Here is a 20,817-nt window from a genome sequence, read left to right as displayed (position 1 = left end):
GTAGTTTATTCGAACTGTTGAAAGTTGCAAGGGGGTCCTTGCTGGTCAAACCACAATTTTCGCGAATTTAACCGAAATTCAGTACATTTTTGACTTAAATCATGCACAAATGTTGCGCAGATCAAACCATATACATGCCGCCATTCACGTGAAGTGTCTCACCCGTGATATAAGCCGCTTCTGGAGATGCAAGAAATACAACTGCTGAAGCTATTTCACGAGGGTCACCTAAACGACCTGCAGGTACGTTCGCTAGTGTAGCAGCTCGTTGCTCATCATTCAGCGCTTTTGTCATATCTGTTTCAATAAAACCTGGGGCAACTGTGTTAACTGTGACACCACGAGAGGCGACTTCACGTGCCATAGACTTAGTAAAGCCAATAACGCCCGCCTTTGCAGCCGCATAGTTTGCTTGACCAGCATTACCCATAGTGCCAACAACAGAACCCACATTAATGATGCGCCCTTGACGTTTTTTCATCATGCCACGCAATACGGCTTTAGAAAGACGGAAAATAGACGTTAGGTTTGTATCCATGATATCCGTCCACTCGTCGTCTTTCATACGCATAAGTAGGTTATCGCGCGTAATGCCAGCGTTGTTAACTAGAATATCAATCGCACCGAACTCTGTTGTCATTTGCTTAAGAGATGCCTCAATTGATGCAGTATCGGTGACGTTCAACGCAAAACCTTTACCGTTCTCACCAAGATATTCACTAATAGCAGCTGCGCCGTTTTCCGTCGTCGCAGTACCGATTACCGTCGCGCCGCGCTCAACAAGCAATTCAGCAATAGAACGACCAATACCGCGGCTCGCACCTGTTACTAAGGCAATCTTGCCCTCAAGGTTCATCATGTTACTTTCCTTATTATTTTGCTGCTTCAAGTGACGCTGAATCATTAACAGCAGCGGCACTTAATGTCTTAACGATACGTTTCGTTAGGCTCGGATTAATACTTTACCAGGGCCAAGTTCAAATAACTTTTCAACACCCTCTTCACTCATCTTCGTCACGCCTTCAGTCCAACGAACCGGGCTATAGAGCTGAGCCACTAACGCTTCTTTAATCTTAGCTGGATCGGTTTCTGCTACTACCGCGACATTGTTAATCACGGGCAGTGTTGGCGCGTTAAACTCAATGTCTTGCAAAGCAATCGCTAATTTTTCAGCCGCTGGCTTCATTAACGCACAGTGTGAAGGTACAGATACTGGTAAAGGCAGTGCGCGCTTCGCGCCCGCTTCTTTACACAACGCACCAGCACGTTCTACAGCGGCTTTGTTACCTGCAATCACAACTTGGCCTGGTGAGTTAAAGTTTACAGGAGACACAACCTCATCTTGCGCTGCTTCTTCACACGCTTTAGCGATAGCCGCATCGTCAAGGCCGATAATTGCGTACATGGCGCCCACACCTGCTGGTACGGCTTCTTGCATCAACTGACCACGCAGCTGAACCAATTTGATCGCCTCTTTAAAGTCAATCACACCTGCACATACCAACGCAGAGTATTCACCTAGGCTATGACCAGCAATCATGCTAGGTTGTTCTAGCCCTTGCTCTTGCCAAACTCGCCAAATTGCAACAGACGACGCAAGTAAAGCGGGTTGTGTACGATGTGTTTGATTGAGATCTTCTGCTGGACCTTCTTGGACCAGTGACCATAAGTCATAGCCTAACGCTTCAGACGCTTCAGCAAATGTTTGCTTAACAACATCGAACTGCTCACCAAGCTCGGCAAGCATACCAACAGTTTGTGAACCCTGACCTGGGAACACGATTGCAAAATTACTCATCGCTATTTCCTTAAACAACGCAATCAATATTAAATTCGTTTATTAGATACTTTAGGCTAGAAACGGACTAACGCCGCACCCCAAGTAAATCCACCACCAAAAGCTTCGAGTAGCAGGTTCTGACCGCGCTTAATTCGACCATCACGTACCGCTTCATCGAGTGCGGTAGGGACAGTCGCAGCCGAGGTATTACCGTGGCGATCAAGCGTCAATACCACTTGATCCATTGGCATACCTAATTTTTTTGCCGTCGCGGAAATGATACGGTAATTGGCTTGATGGGGCACCAACCAGTCCAGATCGGACTTATCCATATCATTCGCGGCAAGGGTATCTTTAACCAGTTTAGACAATTGCGTCACGGCAACTTTAAACACTTCATTACCCGACATGTTCAGCCATTTATCAAGCTCACCACCACGAACGGGCATCTCAAGGCTTAATAAATCGCCGAATCGCCCATCCGCGTAGGTATGCGTTGATAGAATTCCCGGTTCTTCGCTAGCGCCGAGTACAACAGCACCAGCCGCGTCACCAAAAAGAATAATCGTTGAACGATCAATTTCTTCAACCGTTTTTGATAAACAGTCGGAACCGATGACAAGTACATTTTTACACATGCCAGTCTTAATGTGCTGATCGGCCACCGATAGTGCATACACAAAGCCAGTACACGCGGCCGCCATATCAAACGCAGGGCACCCTTGAATACCAAGCTTTGCTTGAACTTGACACGCCGAAGACGGGAAAGCATGGCTACTGCTGGTGGTCGCAACAATGATCATATCGATATCATTCTTATCGATACTCGGCCATTTCAATGGCTTTCACTGAGGCGTGATACCCCATATCAGCAACAGTTTCATCTTCAGCAGCGATGCGGCGTTCTTTAATGCCTGTACGCGTTACGATCCATTCATCTGTCGTATCTACCATTTTCTCTAAGTCTGCGTTTGAACGCACCTGAGACGGCAGGTAGCTGCCTGTACCTAATATTTTGCTATACATGAAGACTATTATTGCCTCTCGAGTAACACTGCTTCTAGACGATCACTTATTTGGTTTGGCACTTGGCGCCTCACCTCATGGACTGCTTCGCCTATAGCATTAACAAGTGCTGGGACATCAGCACTTCCATGGCTTTTAATGACAATGCCGCGCAATCCTAACAAACTTGCCCCATTATACTGGTCGGGGTTCAGTGTTTTCACCTCACTTATAAGATCGGAGAACAATATTCTTGCTATCCATCCTTTAATTGATGAGGCAGACAAGCGAGCTTTCAACTTATCAACAAAAAGTTGAGCAGTACCTTCACATGCCTTTAGTACTGTATTTCCTACAAAACCATCACACACAACCACATCCGCGGCATCATGAAGTAACTCATTACCTTCAATATAACCAATATAATGGATGGAATGTGTTTGCGACAACATTTCAGCGCAACGTTTAACTAAATCATTGCCTTTGATCTCTTCTGCGCCAATATTGAGAATCGCCACTCTAGGCTTTCGCCGCAAATGTTGTTCAGCCAGTGCGCTGCCCATTACCGCAAATTGAAATAAAGAATCGGCATCAACGGATGCGTTAGCGCCTAAGTCCAGCATCCAGGTTTTATTACCCTGTGCGGTTGGCAACGCAGTCACAAGTGCGGGTCTATCAATGCCGGGGAGTAGCTTAAGGCGGAAACGAGAAAGTGCCATGAGAGCGCCAGTATTTCCACTACTTACGCAGGCATCAGCTTGCTCAGACTCGACGAGATCGATCGTGACACGCATAGAAGTGTCTTGGCTGTGTCTAAGTGCAAGTGAGGGCTTTTCTGAATTCGAGATGATTCGGTCGCAGTGTCTCACCGTTAAACGGCTGCTACGCTGATGACCCAATTCGTTGAGTTGGTTTTGTATCGACGCTTGATCGCCGACAATTATGACTTTCAGCTCTGGGAAATGCGACAGTGCCTGCACGGCGGCAGGCACTGTTACGGAAGGACCGAAATCCCCGCCCATTGCATCAAGTGCAACGGTTATATTATGCAAAGGTCAACCTTACTTGTTGATAACCTTTTTGCCACGGTAGTAACCGTCAGCAGTCACATTGTGACGTAGGTGAGTTTCACCTGAAGTTGCGTCTACAGATAGCGCAGCTGAAGTTAGCGCATCATGTGAACGACGCATGCCACGCATAGAACGTGACTTCTTGCTTTTTTGTACGGCCATTGACCCTACTCCTGTGTTAATGCTTAAAAATTATTTCTTTAAGCTTTTTAAAACGTCGAATGGATTCGGTTTATCTTCCACAAGTTCTTCTGGAATTTCACCAAACACCATATTATTTGAGTTAACGCTACAATCTGCGTCGTCATGCATTGCTATTTGAGGCAGGTTTAAGATGAACTCGTCTTCAACCAGTCGTATCAAGTCCACTTCACCGTATTCATTAAGATCTACCAAATCATAATCTTCAGGTGCTTCTTCTTCACTTTTCTCACTAAAATAAGGAGTATAAGTGAATTGAACTTCGCACTCATGTGCGAAAGACTCGTTACAACGTTGACACTCTAAGTCGACTTCGATGTTAGCTTTACCAGAGATAACAACTAATCGCTGTTCATCATGCCCAAAGGACAATGATACGTTCGCATCGCGTTTTACGCTTTCAACCGACTCGTGAAGACGCTTGAACAAACTCACTTGGATGATGCCATCAAAGTCGAGTCTTTTCTGTGCTGTCTTGGACGGGTCAACCGTTCGCGGTATTTTTACCTTCTGCATAGGGCGCGAATATTATCTTCCAAATCAAATTTAGTCAAAGAAAAAGGCAAAAAAGTTGTACTTTTTTCACCTTACGATTGAGAATCGTTAGAATACTCTAAAAACCGAACGAATGATAAAAAAATGACAGCACAAATGGAATCATTTCAGTTAATTTTAGCATCTACCTCCCCTTATCGCGCAGAGTTACTCGGCAAGCTAGGACTGAACTTTACGGCCAAAGCACCAAATTTCGACGAAACTATCCAGCCAAATGAAACCCCAGAAGCCTTAGTTCAGCGGCTCGCTTTGGGCAAAGCACAAGCACTCTCCGCCGAGTCTAATGCACTGATTATCGGCAGTGACCAAGTGTGTGTGATTGATGGTGCCATCATAGGAAAACCGTTAACACGGGCCAACGCGATAGCTCAACTCACTCAGCAAAGCGGTAAGACTATTCGTTTCTATACCGGGCTTGCACTGTACGACACTAATACACAGCAATCAGACGTAAAAGTGGACACCTTTGACGTGACCTTTAGAACGCTCACGACACAGCAAATCGAGCGCTATGTGGACGTTGAACAGCCCTTCTATTGCGCGGGTAGTTTTATGAGCGAAGGACTTGGCATCACGTTGTTTTCGTCCCTTAATGGTAAAGATCCCAACACCTTAGTTGGGTTGCCACTCATCGACTTGGTCACGATGCTTGACGCGCATGGCATCTCACCACTTAACTAAATGGCTTAATAATAAGTTCAGGGCTAGGGTAAACGGATTAAATAACTCATGCATGTTAGTGAATAAAGGAAAGAAGCCCTAATAAGGCATCGACGACAGGAGGGCGATGACTCCCTTTAAGCGACAAGACCTAAAGGGAGTGATTTTCTATTTTAATTGAGCGATGGCTTTCTTAAGCTTCGGCTCCATTTCTGCATGAATCTCCATACGCTTTTCTGTCGCAGGGTGAACAAAAATAATATTAGCCGCATGCAAGAACAACCTGTCCAAACCCACTTTGGCGGTGTACGCATCAAAGCGGCGATCACCATAGCGATCATCCCATGCAATAGGGTGGCCGGTGTATTGAGCGTGGACACGTATTTGATGAGTACGCCCTGTGATCGGACTGGCCTGAACTAATGTTGCCTCTTCAAACGCTTGCAGTACTTTAAATCGCGTTTCAGACGCTTTACCATTTGGATTCACTCGAACGATGCTATTGACCTCGTTTTTAAGCAATGGCGCTTTGACCACCTTACAACTTGGCTTCCACTTTCCCATCACCAAGGCAAAGTAGTACTTCTGAACCGTTTTTCTCTAAACTGAGCTTGCAAATGTCTCAACGCGGAGCGTTTTTTGGCCACCAGAAGAATCCCTGATGTATCACGGTCAATACGATGTACCAACTCCAAAAAGCGAGCATCGGGACGCAGCGCCCTTAACGCTTCAATTGCACCAAACTTCAAACCACTGCCGCCATGAACAGCCGTACCTGAAGGCTTATTCAAAATCAACACATGGTCATCTTCATAAATGATGTGAGATTCAAGCTCTGCGACTTTGTTGAGTTTTGTGCTCACTGGCGCGTCAGATTCTTTTTCTTCGATCGTCACAGGTGGTATACGAACAATATCAACACAGCTTGTAGCTTGTACTCTGCCTTCACTCGTTTTTTATTTACACGAACTTCACCCTTGCGGACAATTCGATACACCACACTTTTAGGCACACTTTTTAATTGGTTGCGCAAGAAGTTATCAATGCGCTGACCAGCCATATCGTCGTCAATATCGACAAATTGGACTTTAGTTCTTATTTCACTCATTTGGTGATTATAACACCCAAAGCATTAAGAAAATAACGCTTTCTTTTCACAATAACGAAGCAAAGCACACTCCACCTTTTTCAATCACGCCCGATATATACTCTCGGGACAAGCTGTGGATAAATTTCACACAATTTATCTAACCCAAAATCACACCTTTGGAAATAAGACTAAAATTCAATCAATTAACCTAAAAAAAGCGGATGATAATATGTTTTTTTCTGTGGTTTGTCGTAAAGCTGATTGCTGATATTTCGCTGCGCTGCTATAGTTCACAGCTGCGTAGGGTAATTAGATTGGATTTAACTATTTATCACTATTATTCATACGTAAACTACACCATGAGTAGAGCCCTTGATATTGAGACGCTGCGTACGGCATAAGACGTTGATAATTAAGGCAGCCTTGTCATCTACTCACGTATTCGTGTTTTGAGTATTACCGCCATATGCGGATCACCCAAGTTTGACTTGTGTGATGACTGTAGTGCCCCAGAGCATCCCTTCCAGCCGGGAGGCTGCAACAATATTAGCCATGGGATCAGGCACCACGATTTACGACTTTCGTGACAAGAGCAATGACAAAAACAAAGAAAATAAACGAGAATTTCCGTAATGAAAAGAATGTTAATCAACGCAACTCAAAAAGAAGAGTTGCGTGTCGCTCTGGTCGATGGCCAGCGACTATTTGACCTAGATATTGAAAGTCCAGGTCACGAATCAAAAAAAGCAAACATCTATAAAGGTCGTATCACACGAGTAGAACCAAGCCTTGAGGCTGCATTCGTTGACTACGGTGCCGATCGCCATGGCTTCCTCCCTCTTAAAGAAATTGCACGCGAATACTTCCCAGCTGGTTATACCTACCAAGGTCGCCCAAGCATCAAAGATGTCTTGAGCGAAGGCCAAGAAGTAATCGTGCAAGTTGAAAAAGAAGAGCGCGGCAGCAAAGGTGCAGCACTAACGACATTTATCTCTCTAGCAGGCAGCTACTTAGTATTGATGCCGAATAACCCGAGAGCTGGCGGTATTTCTCGTCGTATCGAAGGTGAAGAACGCACAGAACTAAAAGCGGCACTGAGCACACTTGAGCTACCACAAGGTATGGGTCTTATCGTCCGTACGGCTGGCGTAGGTAAAAGTGCAGAAGAACTAGAGTGGGATTTGAAGTTCCTTCTAAACAACTGGGGCAATATTAAAAACGCCGCAGACGCTAACCCAGCACCTTTCTTAATTCACCAAGAGAGTAACGTAATTGTTCGTGCTCTACGCGATTACTTACGTCGCGATATTGGTGAGATCTTGATTGATAGCAACACCATTTACGAACGCGCAAAACAACATATTGAGCATGTACGCCCAGACTTTGTTAGCCGTGTTAAAAAGTACGATGGTGAAGTTCCGCTGTTTAGCCATTACCAAATTGAAAGCCAAATTGAGTCAGCGTTCCAACGTGAAGTTCGCCTTCCATCTGGTGGCTCAATCGTTATCGATCCAACAGAAGCTTTAACTTCTATCGATATCAACTCTGCCCGTGCAACAAAAGGCAGTGACATTGAAGAGACAGCGCTAAACACTAACCTAGAAGCCGCAGATGAGATTGCTCGTCAACTTCGCCTACGCGACCTGGGTGGTCTAGTCGTTATCGACTTTATCGATATGACGCCAGTTCGTCACCAAAGAGAAGTAGAAAACCGACTACGTGAAGCGGTTCGTATTGACCGTGCTCGTGTCCAGATTGGTCGCATCTCGCGTTTCGGTCTGCTAGAGATGTCTCGTCAACGCTTAAGCCCATCACTCGCTGAAGCAAGTCACCATATTTGTCCACGCTGTACAGGTACTGGTGTCGTTCGTGACAATGAATCTTTAGCACTGTCTGTTCTGCGTCTAATCGAAGAAGAAGCACTTAAAGACAACACCTGCCAAGTTCTGGCAATTGTCCCTGTGCCAATTGCTTCTTACCTTCTTAATGAAAAGCGTCGCTCTGTTAATCACATTGAACGCGTTCAAGAAGTTAAAATTACTGTTGTTCCAGATTCAGATATGGAAACGCCTCACTTTGAGGTTATCCGTGTACGTGATGGCGAAGAACACGACCTTCTTTCTTACCTACTTCCTAAGAAGATTGATGCACTGAAAGAAGCGGAAAGCAAAGAAGCGCCAGAATCTGAAATTAAGCCTCGCAAGATCGAACAACCAGCGGTTCAAGGCTTTGCTACACCAGCACCTGTTGCACCTAAACCTGCAGCAAAAGTTGAAGTAGCACCAGAAAGCAACAAGCCAGGTCTAGTTTCACGCTTCTTCTCTGCTATTAGTTCATTCTTTGCTTCTTCAGAAGAACCAAAGAAAGAAACAACTGAGCCTAAGAAAGAAGATAAGCCACGCGGTGATAAGCCTCGTCGCAACAATCGCAACGACCAACGTCGTCGCAACAATCGCGATAACCGCGATTCACGTGATAACGATCGCAACAAGAATCGTCGTAAGCCAGCACAAGAGACTGACGCAGCAAAAGAGCAAAACGAAACGGCTCAAGAACCGCGTAAGTCACAAAACCGTCGTAACAAACCTCAAGAACGTCGCAACAAAAAGCGTGATGAGTCTACTGGTAAGTCGAAGGTTGCTGAGCAAGGTCAACAAATAGCGGCTGATGTTCAAGCTGAAAAATCGACGCCTCGTACGCAGGAAAAAGCACCACGTACCGAAGAAAAGACAGCGAAAATCAAAGAACGCCGTCAGCGCCGTAAACTGACTAAGCAAATCCGTACTAAAGATCAAAACGCTCAACAAGACGTTGAAGTTATTGTTCCAGAAACGGAAAACCTTAAAGTTCAGAGCGAGAAAGCGACGCAAGTAGCGAAAGCAGTAGATGCAGTTGAAGCAGTTGTTGATACGCCAAATACTGACGCACCAGCAGCAAAAGAAGAAGGTAAGCAACGCCGTAACCGTCGCTCTCCTCGTCACTTGCGTGCTAGTGGTCAACGCCGTCGTCGTGGTCGCGATCGTCGTCCTAACCCGTTTAGACTAAGAAAAGGTGGGGTTGCGTCTCCAGAGATGGCAATGGGCAAAGTAATGCCAAGCTATGGCATCATTAAGCCAACACCTAAGAAAACTCAACAGGAAGCGACAAGCGCTGTTACAACATCAACCATTACTTCAGGTGTTGCTCGTCCAGAAATGGCAATGGGCAAAGTAATTATCCTAAGTACTACTGTTGTTGATGCTCCAATGACAGAGCAAGCGGTTATTCTTGAAACGCCTGTAACGGTAGAGGCACCAGTGGTTGAGACTCCAGTGGCCGCTGTTGAAGCTAATGTTGCTGAAACTAACGTTGTTGAAGTTAACGTTGTTGAAGCTAAGGCTGTTGATGCAGAAACTGTAGAAACTAAAGTAGCCGAAGCCGTTGAAAATACGGTGATTGAAGCACCGGTTGTTACCGAACCAGTTGTTGTAGAAGTAGAGGCCGCTGAAGAAAAAATGGCTGCAGCGGTAGAAGCTGCTATACGGTTGTTAAGAAATCAGCACAGGCACTGAAGCTCAAGCACCTAAGCAAGCCCCTAAACAAGTTCTAGCTAAGTCTAGCTTTAAAGGTCACGCTAGCGCTGCAATGGCAAAAGCACCAGGCGTTGCTGAGTTAGGTGACATCGAAGTTAAAGCAGCGGCTTTCAGAACTGAACGTTACACACCGAAAGGTGCGGGTAGTCAAGTAGCAAGAAGTTCTGCGGGTGCAGCAACGACTAAGCCTAACTACTAATAACCTATCGGTTTAAGCACGTCTTCATGCGTAAACATTAACGTGTGAGTAGCAAGAAATAAAAATGGGTTGCCAAGGCAACCCATTTTTTTACCGAGTTTAATAGATACACATTTCGTTTCATTATTGAACTTCTCCTCACATTTCTGTAGCATGCGCAACCTCGTACGTTTCATTACCAATACGCCCTATCGCTGTCACATGACATGCCGATAATGATTGTAATTAGCTTTGAATTGCCGCGATTCTTGCAGCAACACCCCTTTTTAATCATGTCGTTACTTGTGCTGTTTGGAATGGATGTTTATCCAACACAACTACTGAATTGAATCCTATGTTTGAATTTCCACAATTTTCAAAGCACTCGGTTAAAAACGATGTGTTATCGGGGCTAACTGTAGCCTTAGCGTTAGTTCCTGAAGCGGTTGCGTTTGCATTCGTAGCTGGTGTTGACCCAATGGTAGGTCTCTACGCTGCCTTTATCGTCGGTCTAATCACCTCAATTTTTGGTGGTCGTCCTGGCATGATTTCTGGTGCAACTGGTGCAATGGCTGTTGTGATGGTGAGCCTAGTGGCGACTCACGGCGTTCAGTACCTCTTTGCTGCCATCATGTTTGCTGGTTTTTTACAGATCACTGCTGGTCTATTCAAACTGGGTAAGTTCATCCGAATGGTGCCACATCCGGTAATGATAGGGTTTGTAAATGGTCTCGCCATCGTTATTTTCCTCGCTCAAATGGGGCAATTTAAAGCACCTGATTTGACAGGTGCGATGACATGGTTGCCACAGGGACAAATGATTATCATGCTGGGTCTTGTCGCTCTGACCATGGCTATCATTCATTTCCTACCAAAACTTACTACCGCAGTACCTTCATCATTAGTTGCTATTGTCGCGGTAACGGCATTGGTTCACCTGTTAGGTCTTGAAACACGTACCGTTGTGGACTTCCTAAGAACCATGTCAGGGGATGTCACTGCCACATTAGCAGGCTCACTACCAACGTTCTCTATTCCTGCTGTGCCATTCACATTAGAAACGTTCAATATTATCCTTCCATACGCGATTATCTTAGCGGCAATTGGCTTGATTGAATCACTACTAACGCTAACGGTTCTCGATGAAATGACCAATACTCGTGGTCAATCTAACCGTGAATGTGTGGGTCAGGGTCTAGCTAACGTGACATGTTCTGTGTTTGGTGCGATGGGTGGCTGTGCGATGATCGGTCAATCAATGATCAACGTAAACTCTGGTGGTCGCGGTCGTTTATCCGGTATCGTAGCCGCAAGTGCACTGCTGTTCTTCATTCTATTTGCTTCTGCCATGATTGAAATGATTCCTCTAGCGGCGCTAGTTGGGGTAATGTTCATGGTTGTGATTGGTACCTTCGAGTGGGCAACGTTCAAACTTGCACGCCGTGTTCCTAAACAAGACTTCTTTGTTATCGTACTGGTCACCGTTGTGACTGTGTTAACAGATCTTGCCGTCGCCGTAGCCATTGGTGTGGTTGTGTCTGCCCTTATGTTTGCGTGGGAACATGCTAAACATATCTATGCAAGCAGCCATATTAACGAAGAAGGCTCAAAAGAGTACAAGATTAATGGACCCATCTTCTTTGGCTCAGCCTCTAACTTCTTAGAGTTGTTTGATGCGAAAAATGACCCACAAGATGTGATCGTCGATTTTGCTCAGTCTCGCGTGGCAGATCACTCTGCTATTGAAGCGATTGAAACTCTAGCCGAACGCTACACAGCGGTAGGCAAAACGTTGCATTTACGACACCTAAGCCCTGATTGTCGTGCTTTATTGCATAAAGCTGGCAGCTTAGTGGAAATCAACGTGAAAGAAGATCCAAGCTACAAAGTCGCAACGGACCTTCTGGCTGGCTAATGTGATTGATATCGGCTAAGGCAACTCAATCCGCCCTAGCGAAAAATAGAAAAAGGGACCACTCGGTCCCTTTTTTGTGCTTGTCGCGAAATTCTACATGGAGACTCGTTTTCTATGGCTTAATTCTCTGCGACTTTAACGCGGACAATATCTTCCTGCTCAGCTGAGAACTGCTTCTTTAGCTCCGCCTTCGACTTAAAGGCAATTTCCCCGCCCGCTGCCACTGACATATGTTGAGGATCAACATTATGCTTCGACTGATATAGCATTACGGCCTGCATACAGGAGTCTTTCTGCTCTTGAGACAATACGCTTCCTTCTGGCCAGCGACCAGTCTCACACGCATAAAGAAGTCGATCGTAAACATCTGGCGTCATCGCACTTAAGAGTTGCTCTACATCCATTCTGAACCTTCTTATTTTTTCTTTCTCTCTATCTCGCAAAAGCGAGGTTCTGCGAGGTTAATATCTTACTGGAACCATAACCTGATGTTACACTGAGTCAAGTTGAGCTCAATAAATCAGTGTCTCTGATCACAAGTAAATCAATGAAATTACATTACGCTATACTCTTACTATCATCTAGCAGCCTGTTAACAGGTTGCTTTGAATCTCGCAAAAATACGGACCAAGTCTGTCTATCGGAGCCCACGTTGCAATGCTCTTCATTAAATGTAAATGATGGGCAATGCCGTATCACTCGCACCGACTTGATCTGGCATCGCTATGAAGCGCTAGATGTACCGAAAAATGACGCTTCTCAAATCGAAGAGTATTACTTAATCAAGGAATATCGTAAGTGCCTCGAGTTGGCATCGCAAATACAACCTATCGAACAAGCTGCATTGAAGGAAAAGCGCTTTAACGCCCTCATGTATGCAATAAACGAACAGGAACGTATACACACCGAGCTTTCGCCATCACACGTACCAGAAACATTATATTTTTTATGGAGTGAAACAGGCGACTCAACAGCAAAACGACGGTTTTTGGCTATGGAGGGGCAGCCAGCATTAGAATCCTCGGCGATGCAGTATGCACTTGCGACTCATTACATCTCAAGGGATAAGCCCAAAACCCACGAGTTACTCTTGCGCTCTTTAGAACTCTCTAACGACGGTAATATTAACAACGATACTATCAAGTCGTTGGCCAGCGTTAGCTACGCGTTATCAAAGACACATGAATCTTACCTATGGACAATGGTCGGTAAACAACTGGATGTGCCTGTCGTCACAGTGGCAGAGCTAAAACGAATGTTTGCCTTCAACGACGATGAATACCAACAACTCGATGCCCAGGCCAGCACCATCACCTCATCACTAAAAGCGGGCGAATTTACTCGTCAACTCGCAACAATCAATCTTTAAACACCCACCCGGTGCTATGAGAAATTTGCGTTAGGCTATTTTTCATAGCATCCATCTACCTGTAATAATGATACATCCAACATCAGAAAATTTGTCTTAACTTTCAGTTTTGTTGAAAATTAACGACACCGAATTCACACAATACCTTTCACCTGTTGTTTTCGGACCATCTTCAAACACATGCCCTAAATGACTATCACATGTGCTACAACGTATTTCTACTCTTACCATTCCGTGACTTGTGTCATCTAAATAGCGAATTGCATCGCTGCTGACTGGGGCATCAAAGCTTGGCCAGCCGCACCCTGAATCATACTTGCTTTCTGATTCAAACAGCGCTGTACCGCAACAGGTGCAGCAATAGCTCCCAGTCTCTTTGTTATGCAGCAAGGTCCCTGAAAAAGGGGCTTCTGTGCCTTGCTGGCGGCATACTCTGTACTGTTCGTCCGTCAAAGCCTCACGCCAGTTCTCATCTGTCTTAGTGACCTTTTTATTTTCATGGTTCACAACCTTTACACTCCCTTTTTTATTGACTACATTTTACTCACTCTGATGTTCCTCTTAGAGTAAACTTTTCTGTAGCACGCTGTTTAACTGTAGAACCTAACCTGTTTCAAATATGTTAACCCAGCTCGCCACAAAGGTTAAACACATCATTTTAACATTACAGAAACCCGACTAAAGTTCAAAAAACAATCACTTAATGCTAAACGTTAAAAAATCCGACACTTTTTTTGACTTTAAACAAATTAATTCCGATTATCTATTGAAGTTAGTGACTGGATTCTGTAATTTTACTACCAGTTATCTTAAAACAGAAATTAAGTTGTGGAGCAACATAATGACTATCAAAGTAGGTATTAACGGTTTTGGCCGTATCGGTCGTTTCGTATTTCGTGCAGCGCAAGAGCGCAACGACATCGAAGTAGTAGGTATTAACGATCTAATCGACGTTGAGTACATGGCATACATGCTTAAGTACGATTCAACTCACGGTCGTTTCAACGGTACTGTTGAAGTTGAAGGCGGTAACCTAATCGTTAACGGCAAAACTGTACGTGTAACAGCTGAGCGTAACCCTGAAGATCTTAAATGGGATGCAATCGGTGTTGACGTAGTTGCTGAAGCAACAGGTCTTTTCCTAACAGACGAGACTGCACGTAAGCACATCACTGCTGGTGCTAAGAAAGTTGTTCTAACTGGCCCTTCTAAAGACGCGACTCCAATGTTCGTTATGGGTGTGAACGATTCAACTTACGCAGGTCAAGATATCGTTTCTAACGCTTCTTGTACTACTAACTGTCTAGCTCCTGTAGCTAAAGTTCTTAACGACAAGTTCGGTATCGAATCTGGTCTTATGACAACAGTTCACGCAACTACAGCAACTCAAAAAACTGTAGATGGTCCTTCTGCTAAAGACTGGCGCGGTGGCCGTGGTGCTTCTCAAAACATCATCCCATCTTCAACTGGTGCTGCTAAAGCTGTAGGCGTTGTTCTTCCAGAACTAAACGGCCTTCTAACTGGTATGGCTTTCCGTGTACCAACTGCTAACGTATCTGTAGTTGACCTAACTGTTAACCTTAAGACTGCTGCATCTTACGAAGCAATCTGTGCTGCGATGAAAGAAGCATCTGAAGGCGAGCTTAAAGGTGTTCTAGGTTACACTGAAGACCAAGTAGTATCACAAGATTTCATCGGTGAAGTTCAAACTTCAGTATTCGATGCTAAAGCTGGTGTTGCTCTAACTGACAAATTCGTTAAAGTTGTATCTTGGTACGACAACGAAATCGGTTACTCAAACAAAGTTCTAGACCTAGTAGCTCACATCTCTAAGTAATGTAAGCATCTAGTTCCAACTTTTAAAAAGGCGACTCTTAGGGTCGCCTTTTTTGTACCTGAAAAGTGTGTATTCCTAGTCTGAGGTATCAAATATGGACTTTAATTCCCTACCAGCCGTCACCGTACTTTCTGATTTTGTCACCGTTGCTCAACATGGTGAGAACAAAATTGTTCGTGTCATTCACCCAAAAGCATCAGCCGCTATCTCACTTCACGGTGGGCATGTTCTCTCTTACCAGCCTGCTGACCAAGATGATCTTATCTGGATGAGCAAAGAAGCCGTTTACGATAACGCAACCGCATTGCGTGGTGGTATTCCTATTTGCTGGCCTTGGTTTGGTCGCGTTGCCGCTCCCGCTCATGGGTTTGCCCGCACCAGTGAATGGTCTCTTATTGAGCATAAAGAAAATGAACAAGGTGTCATCATTAGCCTTGGTTTAAACGACTCTGATACAACGCGTGAAATTTGGCCACATCAGTTTGCCCTAGTCCTCAATGTTGAAATCAGTGACCAGCTCACTGTGACGTTAACTATGACTAACACTGATGACAAGCCATGGTCATACTCCGGTGCGTTACATAGCTACTTCAACGTGGGTGATATCACCTCGACAGAAGTAACGGGTATGGGACACCGCTACATTGATGGCTTACTCGAAGGACAGCGCTGTGAAGGCGGTGACACGCTTGTTCTCACCGATACCATTGATCGCGTCTATACTGCGCCAGAGCAAGATATCTTCATCAAGGATAGTCAACTCAATCGCGCAATCTCGGTGACTAACCACGGGCATAACTCAGCGGTACTTTGGAACCCTTGGGCAGCTGGTGCCAAAGCCATGGGTGACATGAATGATGACGGCTACCAAACATTCCTATGTGTCGAGTCCACTCTGCATGCTCCAACGCTAGAACAAGGTAAACAAGTTTCTCCGGGTGAAACCGCTGTGCTTTCCACGGTCATTGGAATTCAATAAAAACGCCTTTGCTTAATTGCGCCGTGGCAATGATATGGTTAGACTTAGCAAAATTTTCCGCGAGTCTAACCGTATGTCTTATCAATGCCCACTTTGCCACCTTCCTCTTCAACAGCGCGAACGCCATTTTGCCTGTGAAAACCGCCATCAATTCGATATGGCGAAGGAAGGCTATGTGAATTTGATGCCTGTACAGCACAAGCAATCAAAAGATCCTGGCGACAACAAAGAGATGATGCAGGCAAGACGTACCTTCCTCGCCCATGACTTCTACGCGCCCATGCGTAACGCCGTCGCTCAGTCCCTTGTCCAACATCACCCACTCGTGTCTGTCCAAGCTTTGGATATTGGCTGTGGTGAAGGCTACTACACCCACTATTTTGCAGATTACCTTAGTGAGCATTTGGGTGATGACCAACACCAGCCTATTGATTGCTATGGGCTGGATATTTCCAAAGTCGCCGTTCGTTACGCTGCCAAACGTTATTCCAACGTTTCTTTTACTGTCGCATCCAGCCATCGACTACCGTTTGCTGACGATTCCCTCTCTGCCGCTATTCGGATTTATGCGCCTTGTAAGCCCGAAGAGTTAGCTCGATGCCTTCAACAAGATGGGATTGTGGTCACCGTAACTCCAGGGGCCCATCACCTTTTTGAGCTGCGAGAGCGCATCTATGATGAGGTGCACCTTCATGACGAAGAGGTGGAAGTGCTCCCTCAATTCCAATTAGTTGCTGAAAATAAGCTAAACTACCTGATGAAGCTAACAGGTGACCAAGCGCATGACCTATTGCAAATGACGCCATTCGCATGGAAAGCGACCGATGATGTTCGAGCGACAATTAAAGCCTCTGAGCAATTTCAGTGCCAAGCCGACTTTATGATCAGGGTATTTAAGTGCACTTGATGCAAATAATTATCAATTCGATTGAATCCATTCACTGACTCGATTATCATCGTTCTTCCCTAATAGCCTTCGTTCTCGTAGGCTATTTTTGTTTAGGAGCTCGCTAATCAAATGAAATTTCTACCCATCGCTCTACTTGCGTCACTCATTACGGGTTGTGCATCGTCATTAACGACCGCTCCCTCCTCTGCTGCTCAAGTTCAACCTCAACCGATTGACACCTTTTACGACTATCAACTTTATACCGCTACAGGCGACCCTATCGTGGTATCTGCGCTACCTGAAGCCATCATCAACGCTGATGTTATCCTAGTCGGAGAGTGGCACACGCATTCGGCTATTCATCGTTTTCAGACCGATCTACTTGAGATCATTAGCCACTCATAACGACAAGCTTGCCCTTTCGATGGAGCAATTCTCACGTCCATCACAAACGATTGTTAATGACTATCTCAAAGGCAATATTGGTGAACAAACTCTGATGTCTGAAGCCAACGCATGGCCTAACTATCAGAGTGACTACCGTGCTTTGGTTGAATTTGCCAAACAAAACCAGTTACCCATTATCGCGAGTAATGCGCCGAAATCGACCGTTCGCTGTATTGGCCGTACCGGACTTAGCTACCTCGATACTCTTGAACCGCCCGAACGCCGCTATGTCGCGCAAACCATAGATACATCCGGGAGCCCATATAAAGAGAAGTTCATGAACTCTATGCACCACGGTACTCCTGATCAGACGGCCAAACAATTTGCCGCGCAGCTAACGTGGGATGCCACTATGGCGGAAAGTATTGTTCACTTTCTCCGTGCTCACCCCGATACTCAAGTCATGCACATCATGCAGTAAGTTTCATACCGAGAACGGACTAGGAACAGCCTCGCAAATACTTAAACTGGAACCAAAACTCAACGTCTTAGTGATCAGTCCTGTCGTCGAAATCACCAACGCTGATACTCCTGCAACGAGTGCCGATATGCAGTTATTGGTGTTGCCTCCCCCTGCTCGTTACGTCCAAGAAGCCAAACGTATGAGCGCATATCAGCACCTAGGCAAAAGAAATGACGGATTGAAATGCACGCCATAACGGCTGGTCTATCTGTACTCAGTCACTTGATTGGATAGCGCATTCAGCCTTAAATCGGATGAATGCCCGAACTGAGATAGTGACTTATTAATTTGGCGTAAATATTGCTAATTGATAGTTATCTGAAGACATTCCATTCACGCTACTAATATAAAACCTTAAAGTTTTGATCCATAGTGGCGATACAGATAGTGATAGTGGTGACGGAGAATCGGTATGCAAAGTGTCAATTCAAACCTAAGTCAAACAACATCGATACCAAAAACCCAGCCTAACGCCAATTTACGCGAGCAACAGCAAACGGTGCGAACAGCGGCAAAACATTGCCAAACCCTGAAACCGATACTGTACAGATATCCGCACAAGCAAAAAAAACGCTAGAACAAGAAGGTAAAACTAAGACGGAAGACGACGACTCCATGGGCAAGACTGTCCAGTCGTTTGCCCATGGTGCTTTAGGAATGGATCATCCCGATGATCTTAAAGAACAAGAAGATGACTCCTATTCTGCAGGGCAATATGTGTCTGCGGCCGTTACGGTAGGTGCCTTAATTCTGGCTTTAGCCTAGCGTTTACAATATACGCATTCTATTTTACTTATCTTAACGACAAACAATCGTGTTTGTCGTGAGAGGCCTTCTACTTAGATAATCGTCTTCTTTTATTAAGTAACTGGCTAACATGGAACGCTACTTTAAACTTATAGATAAACCCACTTTTTTTGGTGCGATTGCACTGCTCTTTTCCGTCATCATTCCCTTAATCTTGTTCCCACAACAAGGCGCTGAAGTGATTGCTCAGGCTAAACTGATCATGACGGACAAGTTTGGCTTCCTCTATCTATCACTCGGTCTCGCCGCTTTCTTTTTCATGATTTTCATCATTTTTAGCGATATCGGGCAGATCAAGCTAGGTGAACCTGATGAAACCCCTGAATTCCAAACCTCCTCATGGGCAGCGATGCTATTTTGTGGTGGTATTGGTGCCAGTATCTTGTACTGGGGCTGTATTGAATGGGCCTACTACTACCAGGCGCCTCCTTTTCAGCTAGAGCCAGGAAGTGAAGAAGCGGTTCGCTGGGCTGCAACCTATGGCCTTTTCCATTGGGGACCAATTGCATGGTCAATTTACCTTATTCCCGCGCTGCCTATTGCCTACTTCTACTACGTACGCAAACAACCCGCGTTGAAAGTATCGAGTGCCCTGATTCCAGTACTTGGCGAAAAGCATACCCATGGCGCACTGGGTAAACTGATTGACGTTCTGTTTATCTTCGGTCTATTAGGGGGCGCTGCAACAACACTTGGTCTTGCTGCACCGCTCATTAGTGAAGGTCTGAATGTTCTCTTTGGCTTACCACAAAATACCTACTCACAGATTGGTGTACTTGCCGTTTGTGCCGGTATTTTTGCCTACTCTTCTTTCGCTGGAATGGAAAAAGGCATTAAGGTTCTAAGTAATATTAACTTCTGGGGTGCCATGATTTTATTGGCGCTGGTGTTAATATTAGGTCCTACTGTGTTCATTTTGGAAACCGGGTTAGATTCGATTGGCCGCATGATGTCGAACTTCTTTGTCATGGCTACATGGGCAGAACCTTTCGGTGGCTACGGCACTTTCGACAATACGCACTTCCCACAAGATTGGACTATCTTCTACTGGGCGTGGTGGTTAGTATTTGCACCAAGCATGGGATTGTTTGTCGCTCGTATTTCCAGAGGTCGTACGATCAAGCAAATGGTTGCTGGCTCGCTGTTTTTTGGCTCCAGCGGCTGTTTCTTATTCTTCATCATCCTAGGTAACTTTGGTTTATCCCTGCAGTTATCTGGACAACTAGACATCGTCGGCATTTTGAATACGTTTGGTCCAACGAAAGCTATCTTCTCTATGCTATCTGAATTGCCATTTGCATGGTTCATTATTCTACTCTTTACCGTGCTTTGTATTATTTTCACGGCTACGACCTTTGATTCCATTTCTTATATCTTGGCATCCGTCGTACAAAACGATGTGACTCAAGAACCAATGCGTTGGAACCGTATGTTCTGGGCCTTTACGCTCAGCTTCATGCCAGCGGTGCTAATGTTCTTAGGCGGATTAAGCACACTGCAAACAGCGGCGATTGTCGGCGGTCTACCTTTGCTTATCATCGCGGTGATGTTAATGATTTCCGCAGTCAAAGCCGCGACGCTAGACATACGTCATCAAGACGATTATGTCGAACCAACCATTAACATTGAAGAATTGCCTGAATTTGATCCTTGGTCAACGGAAGGTGTAGCACTGGCTCATTTTGAAAAATGTCGCGATATCGCACAGAGCGCTGCCGATGAAGAACGTGCGGCAATGCACGACTTGTTTAAGACGAAAAAGGCCATCCGCGCCTATGCTCTCGAACACTCTGACGATGAAAACCATGCTATCCCACAAGACCTCGTCGACGAGCTCGAAGCCAAACTTCAAGCACTAAGCGATGCTCAAAACTCAAAGGAGCAGTCATCGCAAGCCGCTCAAGACGCGAGAGTACGCTTCACTGAAATCTGTACGACTAGCTGATACAAAAAAGGCAGAGCGTTAATCGCTCTGCCTTTTTTTGATCGTGTGTCCCTGA

14 protein-coding genes and 5 pseudogenes are annotated in these 20,817 nt (G+C 45.3%); 10 read left to right on the top strand and 9 right to left on the bottom strand.

The window, feature by feature from the left end:
* Nucleotides 1-121 precede the first annotated feature (121 nt).
* The 6 genes and pseudogenes from fabG to yceD form a co-directional block, all read right to left on the bottom strand.
* On the bottom strand, nt 122-856 hold the full coding sequence (gene fabG / locus AC0L66_RS06330) for a 3-oxoacyl-ACP reductase FabG (RefSeq protein ID WP_265673574.1): 735 nt from the start codon (nt 854-856) through the stop codon (nt 122-124).
* 16 nt (nt 857-872) lie between these two features.
* Nucleotides 873-1,798 (bottom strand): annotated as a pseudogene (gene fabD / locus AC0L66_RS06325) (ACP S-malonyltransferase).
* A 56-nt stretch (nt 1,799-1,854) separates the two neighbouring features.
* Nucleotides 1,855-2,806: pseudogene (locus AC0L66_RS06320) on the bottom strand (beta-ketoacyl-ACP synthase III).
* Nucleotides 2,807-2,814: 8 nt separating this feature from the next.
* Nucleotides 2,815-3,837, bottom strand: a complete 1,023-nt coding sequence (plsX, locus tag AC0L66_RS06315) for a phosphate acyltransferase PlsX (RefSeq protein ID WP_265673366.1) — start codon at nt 3,835-3,837, stop codon at nt 2,815-2,817.
* A 9-nt stretch (nt 3,838-3,846) separates the two neighbouring features.
* The gene (gene rpmF, locus AC0L66_RS06310; RefSeq protein WP_031493499.1) at nt 3,847-4,017 is read right to left on the bottom strand and encodes a 50S ribosomal protein L32; all 171 of its coding nucleotides are present in this window, start codon (nt 4,015-4,017) and stop codon (nt 3,847-3,849) included.
* A gap of 30 nt (nt 4,018-4,047) precedes the next feature.
* Complete coding sequence (gene yceD, locus AC0L66_RS06305) at nt 4,048-4,572, bottom strand: 23S rRNA accumulation protein YceD (RefSeq protein ID WP_265673365.1); 525 nt, start codon at nt 4,570-4,572, stop codon at nt 4,048-4,050.
* 135 nt (nt 4,573-4,707) lie between these two features.
* Between yceD and AC0L66_RS06300 the strand changes: the two genes are divergently transcribed.
* Nucleotides 4,708-5,292: a Maf family protein gene (locus AC0L66_RS06300; RefSeq protein WP_265673573.1), complete on the top strand. Its 585-nt coding sequence runs from the start codon at nt 4,708-4,710 to the stop codon at nt 5,290-5,292.
* A 147-nt stretch (nt 5,293-5,439) separates the two neighbouring features.
* Here the strand turns inward: AC0L66_RS06300 and rluC are convergent.
* Nucleotides 5,440-6,379: pseudogene (rluC, locus tag AC0L66_RS06295) on the bottom strand (23S rRNA pseudouridine(955/2504/2580) synthase RluC).
* A 614-nt stretch (nt 6,380-6,993) separates the two neighbouring features.
* Between rluC and rne the strand changes: the two are divergent.
* Both rne and AC0L66_RS06285 read left to right on the top strand, forming a co-directional pair.
* A pseudogene (gene rne, locus AC0L66_RS06290) lies at nt 6,994-10,132 on the top strand (ribonuclease E).
* Nucleotides 10,133-10,466: 334 nt separating this feature from the next.
* Nucleotides 10,467-12,026 (top strand): SulP family inorganic anion transporter, encoded by a 1,560-nt coding sequence (locus AC0L66_RS06285; protein ID WP_265673362.1) that lies wholly within the window; start codon nt 10,467-10,469, stop codon nt 12,024-12,026.
* Between the two features lie 119 nt (nt 12,027-12,145).
* On the opposite strand, the gene AC0L66_RS06280 is transcribed toward AC0L66_RS06285, so the two are convergent.
* Entirely contained in the window at nt 12,146-12,430 is a 285-nt protein-coding gene (locus AC0L66_RS06280) for a YeaC family protein (RefSeq protein WP_265673361.1), read from the bottom strand.
* 143 nt (nt 12,431-12,573) lie between these two features.
* Between AC0L66_RS06280 and AC0L66_RS06275 the strand changes: the two genes are divergently transcribed.
* Entirely contained in the window at nt 12,574-13,395 is an 822-nt protein-coding gene (locus tag AC0L66_RS06275) for a DUF2989 domain-containing protein (protein WP_473568779.1), read from the top strand.
* Nucleotides 13,396-13,491: 96 nt separating this feature from the next.
* On the opposite strand, the gene msrB is transcribed toward AC0L66_RS06275, so the two are convergent.
* Entirely contained in the window at nt 13,492-13,902 is a 411-nt protein-coding gene (gene msrB, locus AC0L66_RS06270; RefSeq protein WP_265673359.1) for a peptide-methionine (R)-S-oxide reductase MsrB, read from the bottom strand.
* Between the two features lie 334 nt (nt 13,903-14,236).
* Here msrB and gap point away from each other — a divergent pair, with 334 nt between their 5' ends.
* From gap to AC0L66_RS06240, 6 genes and pseudogenes are all read left to right on the top strand, one after another.
* Nucleotides 14,237-15,232: a type I glyceraldehyde-3-phosphate dehydrogenase gene (gene gap, locus AC0L66_RS06265; RefSeq protein ID WP_265673358.1), complete on the top strand. Its 996-nt coding sequence runs from the start codon at nt 14,237-14,239 to the stop codon at nt 15,230-15,232.
* A 94-nt stretch (nt 15,233-15,326) separates the two neighbouring features.
* Entirely contained in the window at nt 15,327-16,211 is an 885-nt protein-coding gene (locus AC0L66_RS06260) for a D-hexose-6-phosphate mutarotase (RefSeq protein WP_473568777.1), read from the top strand.
* A 73-nt stretch (nt 16,212-16,284) separates the two neighbouring features.
* Nucleotides 16,285-17,118, top strand: coding sequence for a 23S rRNA (guanine(745)-N(1))-methyltransferase (rlmA, locus tag AC0L66_RS06255; RefSeq protein ID WP_265673572.1), 834 nt, complete (start codon nt 16,285-16,287; stop codon nt 17,116-17,118).
* A gap of 111 nt (nt 17,119-17,229) precedes the next feature.
* Nucleotides 17,230-18,206: pseudogene (locus AC0L66_RS06250) on the top strand (ChaN family lipoprotein).
* 323 nt (nt 18,207-18,529) lie between these two features.
* Entirely contained in the window at nt 18,530-18,775 is a 246-nt protein-coding gene (locus AC0L66_RS06245; RefSeq protein ID WP_473568775.1) for a hypothetical protein, read from the top strand.
* A gap of 112 nt (nt 18,776-18,887) precedes the next feature.
* Nucleotides 18,888-20,762 carry a BCCT family transporter gene (locus AC0L66_RS06240; protein WP_473568773.1) on the top strand — a complete coding sequence of 625 codons (1,875 nt, stop codon included), beginning with the start codon at nt 18,888-18,890 and terminating at the stop codon, nt 20,760-20,762.
* The last annotated feature ends 55 nt before the right edge of the window (nt 20,763-20,817 follow it).

The organism is Vibrio sp. GJ43-1 (assembly GCF_055808835.1).
Note: the sequence above shows the minus strand (reverse complement) of the source record. Positions and strands in the feature narration are given on the sequence as shown.

Coding starts and splice junctions, on each gene's coding strand:
- yceD (WP_265673365.1), bottom strand. CDS start 4,572: ATGCAGAAGGTAAAAATACCGCGAACGGTTGACCCGTCCAAGACAGCA.
- AC0L66_RS06285 (WP_265673362.1), top strand. CDS start 10,467: ATGTTTGAATTTCCACAATTTTCAAAGCACTCGGTTAAAAACGATGTG.
- AC0L66_RS06275 (WP_473568779.1), top strand. CDS start 12,574: ATGAAATTACATTACGCTATACTCTTACTATCATCTAGCAGCCTGTTA.
- AC0L66_RS06280 (WP_265673361.1), bottom strand. CDS start 12,430: ATGGATGTAGAGCAACTCTTAAGTGCGATGACGCCAGATGTTTACGAT.
- rpmF (WP_031493499.1), bottom strand. CDS start 4,017: ATGGCCGTACAAAAAAGCAAGAAGTCACGTTCTATGCGTGGCATGCGT.
- AC0L66_RS06240 (WP_473568773.1), top strand. CDS start 18,888: ATGGAACGCTACTTTAAACTTATAGATAAACCCACTTTTTTTGGTGCG.
- AC0L66_RS06300 (WP_265673573.1), top strand. CDS start 4,708: ATGGAATCATTTCAGTTAATTTTAGCATCTACCTCCCCTTATCGCGCA.
- gap (WP_265673358.1), top strand. CDS start 14,237: ATGACTATCAAAGTAGGTATTAACGGTTTTGGCCGTATCGGTCGTTTC.
- AC0L66_RS06260 (WP_473568777.1), top strand. CDS start 15,327: ATGGACTTTAATTCCCTACCAGCCGTCACCGTACTTTCTGATTTTGTC.
- fabG (WP_265673574.1), bottom strand. CDS start 856: ATGAACCTTGAGGGCAAGATTGCCTTAGTAACAGGTGCGAGCCGCGGT.
- rlmA (WP_265673572.1), top strand. CDS start 16,285: ATGTCTTATCAATGCCCACTTTGCCACCTTCCTCTTCAACAGCGCGAA.